This window comes from Pseudoalteromonas sp. MT33b (genome assembly GCF_014117385.1).
Lineage (GTDB): Bacteria > Pseudomonadota > Gammaproteobacteria > Enterobacterales > Alteromonadaceae > Pseudoalteromonas > Pseudoalteromonas lipolytica.
This window is the reverse complement of the sequence record NZ_CP059832.1, coordinates 292,812-306,912: the sequence shown is the minus strand read 5'-3', so window position 1 is coordinate 306,912 and position 14,101 is coordinate 292,812. Positions and strand designations below refer to the sequence as shown.

The window sequence follows — 14,101 nt, the reverse complement described above, 5'->3', positions numbered from 1 at the left end:
TGAATTTTATGAATGCGCCCGCACTTCATCTATATGCACCACTTCATAAACCTAGTAATAGGAACAAAGTATGTCTGATATTCAAAATCGTCAATATATTCTTGAGTCTCGCCCAAATGGCGTCGCAAATGAAAGCAATATCGTATTAAAAACACACTCAGTACCCGCACCAAAAAACGGTGAGGTACTGCTTAGAACTATTTATTTATCACTCGACCCCTATATGCGTGGGCGAATGAGCGATGCAGAGTCATATGCTGACCCTGTCGAAATTGGTGATGTGATGGTGGGCGCAACCGTATGCCAAGTTGAGCAATCAAACCACCCTGACTACCAAGAAGGTGAATGGGTGTTGGCCTACACGGGCTGGCAAGAATACGCAATCAGCGACACAAAAGGCTTAATGAAGCTGGGTAAGAACCCTGAAAACCCTTCTTATGCGTTAGGTATTATGGGTATGCCTGGGTTTACGGCGTACATGGGGCTTTTGGATATTGGTGAACCAAAACCAGGCGAAACGGTCGTTGTTGCTGCGGCCACAGGACCTGTCGGTGCAACGGTAGGGCAAATAGCTAAATTAAAAGGCTGTAAGGTCGTTGGCGTAGCTGGCGGTAAAGAAAAATGCCAACATGCAGTTGAAAACCTTGGGTTCGATGCTTGTATTGACCACAAAGCGGATGATTTTGCAGAACAGTTAAGCGCAGCCTGTAATAAAGGCATTGATGTCTATTATGAAAATGTCGGTGGTCATGTACTCGACGCCGTATTACCACTGTTAAATACCAAAGCGCGCATTCCATTATGTGGTTTAGTATCACAGTACAATGCAACCGAGCTGCCACCGGGCCCAGACCGCTTGTCTATGCTTATGGGCTTAATTTTAAAGAAACGTATTAAAGTGCAAGGTTTCATTATTTTTGATGACTACGCTCATCGTTATGAGGAGTTCGCAAAAGACATGCAAGCATGGCTAAGCGAAGGAAAAATCAAATATAAAGAGCACCTTGAAGCTAATTTCGAAAATACACTTAACGCCTTTAATGCTATGTTGAATGGTGAGAATTTTGGCAAAACTGTCGTGCAAGTTCAGCAGCCAATATAAATTTTTTAGGCGTAGCAACCCATGCTGCGCCACTATTAAGGATAACGAATGATTAAGTTACACCATTTAAATAAATCACGTTCTAAACGTATTATTTGGTTACTGGAAGAGCTTGGTGTCGATTACGACATTGTTGCCTATCAACGCAATAAAGAAACGTTTTTAGCACCTGATGAACTAAAACAAATTCATCCGCTGGGTAAATCGCCCGTTATTGAAGATAACGGTAAAGTAATTACCGAGTCTGGTGCAATTACTGATTATCTAATTAGCCAGTACGGGCAAGGCAAGTTTATGCCAAGTCAGCAAAGCGACAGCTATGTTGATTACCAGCAATGGCTGCATTTTGCTGAAAGCTCTGCCATGGTGCCTCTTCTACTAAAACTCTTTATTACTAAAGATGGCTGTCAAACTAACTTTATTGCCGACTATGCCGACCATGAAATTGCTAAAATACTGAGCTATGTTAATCAGCAATTACAAGGTAAGCAGTACTTAGTCGATGACACATTGACAGGCGCTGATTTCATGATGTCTTTTGTTGTAGAGCAGGTTGCTCAGGCGGGTAAGCTGTCGCACTTCCCTGAAATCGAACGCTACTTTGAGCAGCTAAAAACTCACGAAAGCTATCACACAGCCAATGAGCTAGAAGCAAAATACGATTAGCGTAAAAAGTAAGGGCACTGTTTTGTGCCTTTACTGCCTCTATATTATTACGATGGAGGGCATAGCCGTGGTTTTACTGGGCATTTTTAAAATAGTAAATAAGTAATGTTTGTACCTATTCACGAATTATCTAACGATTTAAACATCGCCATATTAGTACCAAACCTAACCGCCTCAGAGCATGCAACATTGCTATGCCCACAGACATTTCAAGCAACAGATTTTGCTCAATTCGATGCCGTATTTGTTGGCGGGCTTGATTGCTCTAACACAAAAGAGCTTACTGATTATTGTGCATCGTATGGCACACCACTCATTAAAATAACCCACCCAAGCAACGACACAAGCGTGATACAAAATGTCATTTTAAATATTGTTGCCAAGCTTTACAGTCATGAAATGCCGAGCAATATAGACCTTGCAGATATCATAAACCTTAATAATGAAGCAGACACATTATGTTGCTTTGATTCCTTTCAAGCAGCGGTGACATTTTTAAACACCGTAAATAACGCTATCGTTAGCAATGGCCTGTACTTAGCATCGACTCACCTTGATTTAGAAACTTTCACAAAACACTCACAACAACTTTCTACCTATATCGCTGATAGCGGCTATTTATGTGCCAGTTTGTTTAGTTCACGTAATGCAAAGTCGTCTGTGTTGATTGGGCTCAAGGTAAAGTAAGCATGGCCATGTTCATCGCCAAAAATAATCAGTAAAGAAGAGGCAAGCGTCGCTAATATCCTTACGTCACGCAGACTCTGTTGCGGCCAGACTTTTTAGCTTGATACATCGCGTGATCTGCTCTTTCAATTGCCTGCTCAATATCATCGTTAACACTGACAGAGGCAATACCAAACGAGCCTGTCACATTTATAGGCGTGTTGGTCCCAATATTAATGTTTAACTCTTCGACACTCGCTCTTAAACGCTCAGAAAATGACTTGGCCCCTTCAAGCTCGGTCTCTGGCAGACACACTAAAAATTCCTCCCCCCCATAACGATACAGTTGATCGTACTCTCGTAAATGCGATTGAATACATTTTACTAAGGCAACCAATACCTTATCGCCAGCTGCGTGACCATGCTCATCATTTACGCGTTTAAAATGATCAAGATCTATCATGATAATTGCACATTCAAGCGAGTGACGTTTACAGCGTTCGTGCTCTTTGCGCAGGTGACTCAGTAAGTTGGTGCGATCAGTTGCCCCAGTAAGTGGATCACGGGTATGCAAAACGTCGGAAAACTCATCGCTCACCGCTTCAAATAAATCTCTGAGCGTGTCTAAATCAGCATGAAATTGATCGAGTAAGCTCACTGGAATAGCCGATTTAGCTTCATTTAACGACAAAAGCACTTTAGCACCTTGATGCATTTTTTGATGCGCAGTGCCCATCTCAGAAAAATGAGGATGCAACTTTTTAGTGTCGGTTGGTAACTTATTAAACCACTGACCAAACTCGCAAAAATTATGCGCATTGTCGCTAAGGTCATGCTTATTGGCAGGGACATTTGAGATTAGGCTGCGTAGTAACTGCTTATACCAAGATTGGTGCCATTCAATTGCTTGATCAATTTCTGCAATAATACGCTCTAGCTGCTTATTAGACAGCGTATTAAGCCCTTTGCTGCCCTTTGAATTAGACGTCAATCAAATACCCCAATTTATTGTTTTTAATATTAAAAGAGTAGTCAATAAATGGGGTATGCCTAACGAAAAAGACATAAAACTTAATCAACTAGCCGATAACCCACGGCGGGCTCGGTAAGTATGTGTTTAGGGTTTGCTGCATTATCTTCGAGTTTTTGTCTTAACTGGCCTATGTGAACACGCACGTATTCAGGGCGATTTATATATTGCTCCCCCCATACTTGAGATAAAATAGCGTTATGCGTTAATACTTTATCTTTTTGTTGAAAGAGTAACAGTAAAATAGCGTATTCTTTTTTAGTTAACTTGATGCTCTGCCCGTCTTTTTTAACAACATGTTTGTGGGGATCAATATGAATATCACCACATTGCAATGTCATATTTGGCGAAGATTGGGCGCGTAATAAAACCCGTATTCTGGCAAGAAGTTCGTTGGCACTAAAGGGCTTCGTTATGTAATCGTTTGCGCCATTATCCAGTGCGGTTACTTTTTCTGTTTCGCCATCACGCGCAGATAAAACCAATACCGGTAATAAACTCCATTGCCTAAACTCAAGCAGCCAATTTTGTCCATCCATATCGAGTAAGCCTAAATCAAGTAGCACTAAATCAAACTGTTGCTCACTTAACAGTGCAAAGCCATCTAAGCCCTTTGCGCATAGGCTGACTTCATAGCCACTGGCTTTAAGCAGCGTTTTTAAAAAACTTTGCAGTGGAGGTGAGTCTTCTAACACTAAAATGTTAGCCATGCTGTTTACTCCAAATCAACTGGGCTTTCGCCTGCCCTGTTTGCTCATTAATGGTTAACTCAAATTGACCTTGATGACACTTAGCAACCACATCGCAGATAATACTGCCAAGACCAACGCCTTCGTCTTGACTGGTTTCATTATTGCGATTAATCGAGTTTATTAGCACGAGTTGATACTCATTTTCTCGTTCAATAAATTGCATATCCGCCGTTCCGTCACCATAACGCGCTGCGTTCTCGAGCATATTAGCACAGGCAATTTCTAGCAGTGTTTCATCACCATAGCAGGCACTATTTTGTGCAGCATTAATGGTTAATTTAAAGTCGCTTAATTGCTGTTGCCTACGCGCTTTTGCTTCGCTAATGAGGCTCGAAACGTTGAGTTTTTGCCATGTAATATTCTCACCTAACTTATTGACTTTGCTTAGCTCCATTACCTTATCAAAATGCTGATTAAGTATTTTACTTTGCTCAAAAATATTACTGGCTTGTTCTTTAACCACGTCACGACTTAATTCGATCTCTTCATCAGCCAGCATACTTGATGCCCCCATAATGGTTGCCAAAGGAGTTCGCAAGTCATGCGATAAACTGCGCAGCAAGGTATTCTTTGACCGCTCAAGTTCCGCTTGTACTGCAATGGCCGCAGACTGTTGACGCAATAACGTTTTTTCGTGAACTTGATACAATAAAGAGCACGCCGTATCTGCCAGCGCTTGTTGCTCACTCGTCAAGGGTTTTGCAAACGCGATCCCCCCTAATTCAGGCTGCTGCTCATTTAAATACATAACATTGTTTGTCTGCGATACATGCCAATCACATTTAACCTTTAAATGTGCCGTCATCGCGGCTATAAATAATTGCTTTTGCTCATCTAAACTGTCGAGTTCATTTAATTTTTTCGCAAGCTCGTAGAGCAGTCGGCTATTGCTGGCGTGTTCTTGCACATCGCGCACTTTAGTATTGAGCTCACCGGCTAAATGGCTTATCACTAGGCCAACAATAAGCATCACCACAAATGTCACCACATATTCAATGTTTTCAATGTGAAAGGTAAAGTACGGCACCACATAAAACCAGTCGGTGCAGGCTACACTCACTAGGGTTGTCAGCGCTGCAACACGGCGATTACTTCGTACAGCCACCCACGTCACCCACAACAGCTGTAACATCACAATATCGGTGGTAGTAAACAGTTCTCTAAACGGAAAAATAGCAAGCACCACCACAAGTGGCATCAATACACTTAAAAATATGGCCTTAAATAACGGGGGTTTGAATACTGACTGCATCATCTGTTTATGCTCATCTAACGAATTGTCATTAGATTAAAGTGTTTTTATTTTTGTCACTATAAAGTTTTTATAAAGTTTTTTTATCTCGGCATAAAATCTTTATAAAGCTTCCACTCTCTCTAAAGACATATACGTCTATTTCAATAGCATGCTGATTTAAGAGCCGTTCATTAAATCAGTAGACGTATGATCAATTGGAAAATCACATTTCGATTACTCGCTTTCCCTATTTTGTGGATGAGTATAGTGCAATTGATATTTGCAGCTTTATCTGCATTTTTATTTAAAGATAATGTATCCGTGTCATTCCTATTGCCTGCGTCAATAATGCTTTTTACAGCAAGTGTCATACTGTTAAAAACCCAGCATGTTGATTCATCACTGGCCAACTTTAGGGATGCACTGATTTACGCGACAGCCACGTGGGTGATTGCTGGCTTTTTGGGGGCAATTCCAATCATTTTAGTCACCAAAGTGAGCTTTACAGATGGCATGTTTGAATCAATAAGCGCATTAACCACCACCGGCGCCACAATACTGTCGGGCTTAGATGATATGCCGCGTACGTTTTTATTATACCGCCAGTTTTTACAATGGATGGGAGGGCTCGGCATTGTTATTTTCGTGGTGGCTATTTTACCCATGCTAAATATAGGTGGCATGAAGCTCTTAAAAGCCGAAACACCTGGGCCAATTAAAGATGAAAAGCTATCACCTCGTATTGCAAACACGGCGCATTACCTTTGGAGTGTATACTTAAGCATAACCGTGTTGTGTACTGTTTCTTACTATTTTGCAGGCATGACTTTTTACGATGCACTGGCTCATTCACTGACAACCGTTTCAACGGGAGGGTTCTCGACCCACGATGCCAGTATGTGGTTTTACAAAAGTCATTTAATTTTATGGGTCGCCAACTTATTTATGATTGCAGGTGCTATTAATTTTGCACTGCACTTTAGAGTCGTCCACAAACGAGCGCTCGGTAGTTACTATGCTGATGAAGAAACGCGTTATTTTATATACATCATTACAACCCTTGCAGTGTTGTCGGGCGTTATTTTGTACAGTCACGACACCTACTCCTCTTTTTTTGAGTCATTGAGTTTTTCAACTTTTCATATAGTGTCGTTTATAACCAGCACCGGATTTGGTGCAGCAAGCTTTACTGAATGGCCCGAAGCTGTCGGATTTTTACTTATTATCACCGGCTATTTAGGGGGATGCGCGGGCTCAACGGCTGGCGGAAATAAAATCATCAGAAATATTCTAGTGGTTAAAATGCTCAATAATAACTTTAAACAACTTCTTCATCCCCGCGCTATATTCACCATTAAGTACCAAGGCAGCCCTGTAAAAGATGATGTACTTCATGCCGTTATGGCATTTATGACTTTTGCCGCAGGATCAAGCATGCTGTTTACATTATTACTCATGTTTACTGGGCTGGATTTTTGGAGTGCGTTTTCAGCAGTCGCCGCATGTGTCAATGTGCTCGGACCGGGGTTTGGTGAAGTAGGCGCGAACTTTGCACCAGTTTCAGACGCAGGAACCTGGATATTAACCAGCGCAATGCTTGTGGGTCGTTTGGAATATTTTACTGTTTTTGCCCTTTTTACGCGTACGTTTTGGAAGCAATAAAAAGAAGCTCTTAAATACTCAGCCCTAAAACTGATAAGTGGCACGTTGCAATAGTTACCACTCTACAAAGAAAACTTTCAGTTGTCCTTACAAAATACACTGACAGAGTTATACAAGACAGGTTCGTCAAAAATGGTTACCTAAGCTACCGAAGCTTAAACACATGCGTTTAAAATTTAAAGCGATACTACAACTGCTGTAGCACTGCTTTAATATCGCTATAACGCTGGTGTTCACACACCCCAAAACCTGAAAGCTGCCTAACTTTATTGCGGGTAAACAGTGGCACGCTCATCCCCGCTAAAAAGCGGCATTGAGTATCAATACTGATTTCAGTTACCCCTTTAGTGGCTAAGTGCTCTTTTAGCTGTGTAACTTTAGCTGCAATAACCGCAGTGTCTGGCATGGTGTGCTCAAGTGAATAACTAAGTTTTACAGACTGGCCTCGACACACAGAACAATGGCCACACTCTTTTGGGGCATTGTGATCATCAAAATAACGTGCAAGGTTATAACTCAAACAGCTATTAAGCTCAAAAAAGCGCACCAATGCGGCAATGCGTTTTATTTCTGCCTGCTCTTTTTCAATAAAGTACTGATGTAATTGCGACGCTAAATTGTCTGCATTAATGACTTCGTTATTCACCTCATACACTTGTGTAATGCGTTTAGTTTCAAGGGCTATGTGACCTTTTTCGGCCAAATAATCGAGCGCAGCAACCACCCGTTTTCTATCGACTTGCGTGGCATGTGTTAAGGCGTCAAAGTTGAGAGTGCCCCAAATTTTCTTAAACTCAGTATGATTAAATACCTGCTGTAGAAATGCTTGGCGCTGCTCATCAAATTGCTGAAGAAGTGTGCCTTTGTCTGTTAAAAACTTATATTTAAAGTCAGCATAATAGGCATACAACGGCGTGATAGCGCCATGAATTTCAAGCTGTACTAATAACGTTTTTAAGGCTAATGCACGAATATTACTGTCACTCGACAAACTGTATTCTTGCATTTCCCACTGACCATTCGTTTGCTCCGTGCGAATATTGTTGATCACATATTCAATACCACTTTGCTCGGGGGTGTCGGCATAGACAAAGTTTTCAACTGTGTTCAGGCCATCTAGATTTGCTAAGGTATAACAATTTGATTGCTTAGAATCTCGCCCTGCGCGGCCTATTTCTTGACTGTAGTTTTCAATTGATTTAGGTAAATCATAATGAATAACAAAGCGAATATCCGACTTATCAATGCCCATGCCAAACGCAATGGTGGCAACCACAATATTAATGTTACCCGCCATAAAGTCATCTTGAATTTGCCAGCGCTTATCATCGTCAAGACCCGCATGATACGCCACTGCATTAAGTCCTGTCTGCGCTAACGCTGCGGCCACTTGCTCAGCAGTGTGTTGCAGTGTCACATACACGATGCCTGCGCCCTGCTGCTCAGCAATAACGCGTGTTAAGTGCGATTGTTTGTCTTGGCTCGCCACACTTAACACCGATAAATCAAGGTTCGCACGATAAAACCCTGTTTGCACAACGCATTCAGGTGCAATGGCAAACCGCTCACACATGTCACGTTTTACTTTTTTGGTTGCCGTTGCAGTTAATAGCAACACCAGAGGAATATTAAGCTCATCGCGATAACGCGGCAGTTTTAAATAGTCGGGTCTAAAGTTATGCCCCCATTCAGAAATACAGTGCGCCTCATCAACCACCAGCATTGAAATCGGCACTTGCTTGATGAACTCGCGAAAGCGTTCGTTCTTAAAACGCTCCACCGACACCATTAAAATTTTAACCTTCCCGGTTCGCACATCACTCATCACGGTATGGCTTTGTTCGCTCGTTTGACTCGAATCTAAGCTGGCCGCGTAAATACCTTTGCTATTCAAAAAGCTGATTTGATCTTTCATCAGCGCTAACAAGGGTGAAACCACCAAGGTCAAATTAGGCAAATGCAATGCAGTTAATTGATAACACAACGACTTGCCCGACCCTGTCGGAAAGATAGCCAATGATGATTGTTGATTTAACAGTTGTTCAATCGTTTGTTGCTGACCCTGGCGAAATTCAGTAAAGCCAAAGTATTGATTTAGCGAAGTGTGGAGTGCTGTAGTCATCCTGATCCCTTGTTTCATTTCCCTGTATTAGGTAATGATAGGTGCCTTAGTGCGAATTAGCCATGTTAACGTGTTTAGGCTCATCACCCAAGGCCATTAATATCACTAAACACACTATATTGTTCGTAAGCTTTACTGACAAAACCAGCAAAAAGGCGCACAATAGACCCGTTGCCATGGGGTATTGAAGAATGGATTTGCAATACCTAAGCGCTTATAAATCGAGAGTGTTTAGGTATTATACTTTTGAGGGCAACGTAATGACTAACCAACCTCCTAAAATCGTGATAGTCGGTGGTGGCGCAGGCGGCTTAGAGCTTGCAACACAATTAGGACATAAACTCGGGAAAAAACGCCAAGCAGATATTTTATTAATCGATAAAAACCGTAGCCATATTTGGAAACCGTTACTTCATGAAGTAGCGACGGGGTCGATTGATGCCGATTTAGACGGCGTTGTGTACTCTGCTCATGCAGCAAAACACCATTATAATTTTCAACTCGGCAGTTTTTGCCACTTAGATTCAACCAACAAAACCATTACCTTAAGCGAGTTAAAAGACGAGCTTGGCCATCGCATTTTGCCACAGCGACATGTCAGCTATGACTACCTAGTGCTCGCCATCGGCAGTGTGAGTAACGACTTTAATACCCCCGGCGTAAAAGATCATTGCTTTTACCTTGATTCAAACCAACAAGCCGAGCGTTTTCAACATGCATTACTCGATAACTTTACTCGCTTGCACCAAGATGACGATCCACAGCAGGCTCTAACAATTGCCATTGTTGGCGGTGGAGCGACGGGCGTTGAGCTTTCGGCTGAGCTGTATCATGTATCCGACATGCTAAAAATGTATGGCCTAGATAAAATGACAGCCAAGCGCCTACACATTGATTTAATCGAAGCAGGTCCTCGTATTTTGCCTGCCTTGCCTGAACGCATAGCCAACTCGGCAAAACGAGAACTGGTAAAATTAGGGGTCACGGTGCGCGAAGGCACACAAGTAAAAGAAGCCACAGAAAACAGCTTTATCACTAACAATGACGCCATTATAAAGGCCGATATCATGGTATGGGCAGCAGGTGTAAAAGCCCCCGATTTTATCAAAGATATTGGTATTTTTGAGCTTACACGTAACAACCAAATTAAGGTAAATCAATACCTACAAAGCAGTGTTGATGAGACTATTTTTGTGATTGGTGATTGCTGCGCGTTTACTCAAGACGATGGCTCACAGGTTCCACCACGCGCACAATCAGCGCATCAAATGGCACAATGCGTAGAAAAAAACCTACTAGCCACTCTCAAAAACAACCCGTTAAGCGTGTTTACCTATAGTGATCATGGCTCTTTGGTGAATTTGTCACGTTACAGCACCGTGGGCAGCTTAATGGGTAACTTAACCAGTAATAGCTTTTTTATCGAAGGGAAAATAGCGCGGTTCATGTATATTTCTCTTTATCGCATGCACCAGCGCGCCATTCATGGCAGCGCCAAAACCTTTGCATTGTGGATCAGCGAAAAAGTACTCCGCGTGGTAAGACCCAAAATGAAACTGCATTAACAAACAGCGCGACTCACCCTAAGCCGTAAATTACTCTACCTGTTTACGGCTTATACGCGTATAATGCGCACTTTTTGTGGGGCGCAAAAATTGAATATTATTACTCTCAGCGTATTGTCGCTTGCAATGTCAACCGACGCGTTTGCTGCATCAATCACCAAAGGCAGTTCACTTAAAAACCCACGTATTCTTAGTGCCATTAAATTAGGTTTAATTTTTGGCTGCATTGAAGCAATTGCCCCTGTTTTAGGTTGGTTAATTGGCAGTGCGGGTGCCGAGTACGTTGAAGCCTATGATCACTGGATTGCGTTTGTATTATTGGTGGGCCTTGGCATACACATGATCATTGAAAGTCGTAAAGACGACGATGACGACGCCGACGAAGTGCCAAGCAATAAGCGCTCATTAATGGCAACCCTGCTGACCGCAGTAGGCACCAGTATTGATGCAATGACCGTGGGCATAAGCCTTGCGTTTATGAAAGTTAATATCTATGTTGCTGCCGCAATGATAGGTCTCGCCACAACCGTAATGGTGACTATCGGCTCATTACTGGGGAATGTGATGAGTGGCTGGGTTGGCAAAAAAGCTGAAGCCATTGGCGGTATTGCCCTTATCTTAATTGGCTCAGGCATTCTATACAGCCACACTTACGCTTAATTTTAGCTGTTCAAACGGCTATTTTGGGCAAGGTTAACCACACACCTTGCCCAAATCTCTCTCCTGTCTTCTGTGTTCTCATAAAAAGCCTGATATAAAAAGCCTGATATAAAAAGAGTGCCATCACGCATAATTTGTCTTCAAATTTTAATAAATGCCTTGTATGTTATGACAAACCACTAAAGGAATGACGCTATGACCCCTAAAACGCTGATTTTCAACTTTGATGGCACAGGCAGTGAGCCACGTGATGCAGAACAATTTAGTGCCGCTCATTTCAAAGAAGACGCCAGTATTTCCAATATTCTTAAACTTCACTTGTTATTTGGCGGCACACTCAACAGTGAACCCGAAACGCCATTCCCAAGCCAACTTAGTTTTTATTATCAAGGCATAGGCACTCAAGGAAGCCGCTTCAGACGTTTATTCAATCAAGCATTAGCCCCAAGAGGCGACGATGTCGCCAGTATTTTAAACCGCGCAATAAACGACTTTAAACAATATTACGCTGTGGGTGATCGGGTTTTGCTAACGGGTTTTAGTCGTGGTGCAGCATTGGCAAGGCGTTTTGCAAAATGCCTTGAGCCCTTAATAAGCGACAATGTTTTTTTATGCGTATTTGATACCGTGGCATCCATTGGTTTTTCAAAAGTGACCAAAGCAACACGTGGCGCTGAACACGTTATTTTTGAAAACTACACCCTAGCCAGTAATATTAACGCAGCCCTGCATTGTGTTGCGCTGGATGAAAAGCGCCGCGCGTTTGAGCCAACACTCATAAACAAAGCGCCTCATGTAGAAGAGGTATGGTTTGCGGGCGCACACTCTGACGTGGGTGGCGGGTATTACCGTGATGGCTTAGCCGACATTTGTCTGCGTTATGCTATTGAGTGGTTAATAGAACAAACAATTTCACTTAACCTTCTGACCAGTGCTGATATTAATTACCATAGCTTATTGCCCGATGAGCACCGTAATTTAATTGCCCAAGACGATGTCACTGTCACCCCCGATCCGTTGGCGCTTAGTCACCAACAAAATTACTTTTGGTTTAATCCTTTATTTAAGCTTGTTGACCGAGAGTGCTGCGTATTGGTTGATAATGAGCAAAGTGAACATCCTCCCACAATTCATTACACCGTGGCAGAGCGTATTAACCGTTTAACCAGTTATCGTCCTGAGTCGCTAAAAAGCCTTACGTATGATGTGCTCTACAATGATGAAAGCCGCTTAACCTTCAACGGCTTAAGCCCACATATTGCGCTTGATAAACAAAACATGACCGTACTCAGTATTGGTCAAAGTAAAGATGTATTTGTTTATGGCGCCGAAAAATATAACCACACCGGATTAATGTTAGCGCAAGGGGCGACCTATCGGTTTACGCCTTATCCTGATCAAACTTGGTATGACGATGGCATTAGTTGCGGCCCCGCGGGTTGGCATCGTGATAACGTGCAATTAGGTGTAAAAGAAATTCCCATGGCTGTGCTTGAGCCATTTAGACGCTTAGCGCATGCACAGTGGTTTGCACTTATTGGCGCGATTGATGACAACGATGAGCATTTATTTGAAATTGCTGAAGGTGCCGATATTCGCATTACAAAGTCAGGCGAGTTTTGCCCATTTGCGAATGACTTAAATCGTTTTTATGGTGCCAATGCCGGACGTATCAAGTTGCGTGTTACGCGGTTAGGCTAACTCACTGTGTTTTATAGGAACTGATTATATCGGTTATTGCTTGCTTGTTGAATTGAATCGCGTGGTTAATAGCCTGTCGTTCCTCCTCGGAGAGGCTCAAGTCGCTTAACATAAAATAAATATAATCATTATTAATAATATACGGATGAATTTTTACGTTGTTAGCCTGATGTTGTTGAATCAAGCTTAAGCCTGCTAGTTCATCGTCAATAAAAAAATCAACGCGTTTGGCCACCAGCATTGCTAAGCGCTGTCGTAATGATGGGACAGTAACAAACTGATCTTTATATTTTTTATTCGCACTTAAACGTGTCAATTCATCGCCATAATAACTGCCGCTATTGGTAAGAATAGTTTGTTTATGGTCGAGTAAACCTTTTAAGTCTTGTGATTCCAAATGGCTGTGCGGATACCAAAAAAGACGCATAACTTCGTTACGATAAGGCACTGAAAAAGTACTAAAATCATCTCGCTGTTGGCTGTAGCTGGCTGCGGGAAGTAAATCAACAGTGCCATGTTTTAATTCAGCAAATCCACGTTTTGACGAAGGCATTGCGATAAATTGACTGCAAAACCCTGCTTCTTTTAACACCAAGTCAGTAATCTCTATATCAATCCCAGTGAGCTGATCATTTTGGCTAAAAACATAGGGTCGCCACGATTGGCTCACCCCGACTTTTAAAACCCTATCGCAGCCAAACGCTTCAGTGCTTAACGCAGCAAAAACCAATAAGAAAAGCACTTTCATCGTCATCAACACACCTGTAGTTTAAGAGCCTAAACTCATCACTCTTTTAGTATGGTTCATAATAGGTGAAACACAAAAACTAAGCGAGGAGGAAAGTGAGCAATTAAAATAAGGAAAAGTTAGAGATTAGACACTAAAAAAGCAGCCCGAAGGCTGCTTTGTAGGGAAATCACATTTTAATAAAATACACTAC

General features: G+C 42.2%; 12 protein-coding genes. 7 read left to right on the top strand and 5 right to left on the bottom strand.

Translation table 11 applies throughout. From position 1 onward, the window contains the following. Positions 1-70: 70 nt before the first annotated feature. From H3302_RS17400 to H3302_RS17390, 3 genes are all read left to right on the top strand, one after another. Entirely contained in the window at positions 71-1,102 is a 1,032-nt protein-coding gene (locus H3302_RS17400; protein WP_182396699.1) for an NADP-dependent oxidoreductase, read from the top strand. A gap of 48 nt (positions 1,103-1,150) precedes the next feature. After that, positions 1,151-1,768 carry a glutathione S-transferase family protein gene (locus tag H3302_RS17395; RefSeq protein WP_036972455.1) on the top strand — a complete coding sequence of 206 codons (618 nt, stop codon included), beginning with the start codon at positions 1,151-1,153 and terminating at the stop codon, positions 1,766-1,768. Between the two features lie 105 nt (positions 1,769-1,873). Beyond that, entirely contained in the window at positions 1,874-2,455 is a 582-nt protein-coding gene (locus H3302_RS17390) for a hypothetical protein (RefSeq protein WP_036972457.1), read from the top strand. 61 nt (positions 2,456-2,516) lie between these two features. On the opposite strand, the gene H3302_RS17385 is transcribed toward H3302_RS17390, so the two are convergent. From H3302_RS17385 to H3302_RS17375, 3 genes are all read right to left on the bottom strand, one after another. Then, the gene (locus tag H3302_RS17385; RefSeq protein WP_182396698.1) at positions 2,517-3,425 is read right to left on the bottom strand and encodes a diguanylate cyclase; all 909 of its coding nucleotides are present in this window, start codon (positions 3,423-3,425) and stop codon (positions 2,517-2,519) included. 80 nt (positions 3,426-3,505) lie between these two features. Beyond that, positions 3,506-4,174, bottom strand: coding sequence for a response regulator (locus H3302_RS17380; protein ID WP_180311780.1), 669 nt, complete (start codon positions 4,172-4,174; stop codon positions 3,506-3,508). Beyond that, on the bottom strand, positions 4,167-5,471 hold the full coding sequence (locus H3302_RS17375; RefSeq protein ID WP_182396697.1) for a DUF4118 domain-containing protein: 1,305 nt from the start codon (positions 5,469-5,471) through the stop codon (positions 4,167-4,169). The genes H3302_RS17380 and H3302_RS17375 overlap by 8 nt, the downstream gene beginning before the upstream one ends. Positions 5,472-5,657: 186 nt before the next feature. Here H3302_RS17375 and H3302_RS17370 point away from each other — a divergent pair, with 186 nt between their 5' ends. Then, positions 5,658-7,112, top strand: coding sequence for a TrkH family potassium uptake protein (locus H3302_RS17370; RefSeq protein ID WP_182396696.1), 1,455 nt, complete (start codon positions 5,658-5,660; stop codon positions 7,110-7,112). 187 nt (positions 7,113-7,299) lie between these two features. On the opposite strand, the gene H3302_RS17365 is transcribed toward H3302_RS17370, so the two are convergent. Beyond that, positions 7,300-9,234 carry an ATP-dependent DNA helicase RecQ gene (locus H3302_RS17365; RefSeq protein ID WP_182396695.1) on the bottom strand — a complete coding sequence of 645 codons (1,935 nt, stop codon included), beginning with the start codon at positions 9,232-9,234 and terminating at the stop codon, positions 7,300-7,302. Between the two features lie 260 nt (positions 9,235-9,494). On the opposite strand from H3302_RS17365, the gene H3302_RS17360 reads away from it, so the two are divergent. The 3 genes from H3302_RS17360 to H3302_RS17350 all read left to right on the top strand — a co-directional run bounded on the left by H3302_RS17360 (position 9,495) and on the right by H3302_RS17350 (position 13,160). After that, complete coding sequence (locus tag H3302_RS17360; RefSeq protein ID WP_180311782.1) at positions 9,495-10,799, top strand: NAD(P)/FAD-dependent oxidoreductase; 1,305 nt, start codon at positions 9,495-9,497, stop codon at positions 10,797-10,799. A 90-nt stretch (positions 10,800-10,889) separates the two neighbouring features. After that, the gene (locus H3302_RS17355) at positions 10,890-11,459 is read left to right on the top strand and encodes a manganese efflux pump MntP family protein (RefSeq protein WP_036972950.1); all 570 of its coding nucleotides are present in this window, start codon (positions 10,890-10,892) and stop codon (positions 11,457-11,459) included. 195 nt (positions 11,460-11,654) lie between these two features. Then, positions 11,655-13,160: a DUF2235 domain-containing protein gene (locus tag H3302_RS17350; protein WP_118845026.1), complete on the top strand. Its 1,506-nt coding sequence runs from the start codon at positions 11,655-11,657 to the stop codon at positions 13,158-13,160. Between the two features lies 1 nt (position 13,161). Here the strand turns inward: H3302_RS17350 and H3302_RS17345 are convergent, their stop codons facing one another. After that, the gene (locus tag H3302_RS17345) at positions 13,162-13,914 is read right to left on the bottom strand and encodes an ABC transporter substrate-binding protein (protein WP_182396694.1); all 753 of its coding nucleotides are present in this window, start codon (positions 13,912-13,914) and stop codon (positions 13,162-13,164) included. Between the last annotated feature and the right edge of the window lie 187 nt (positions 13,915-14,101).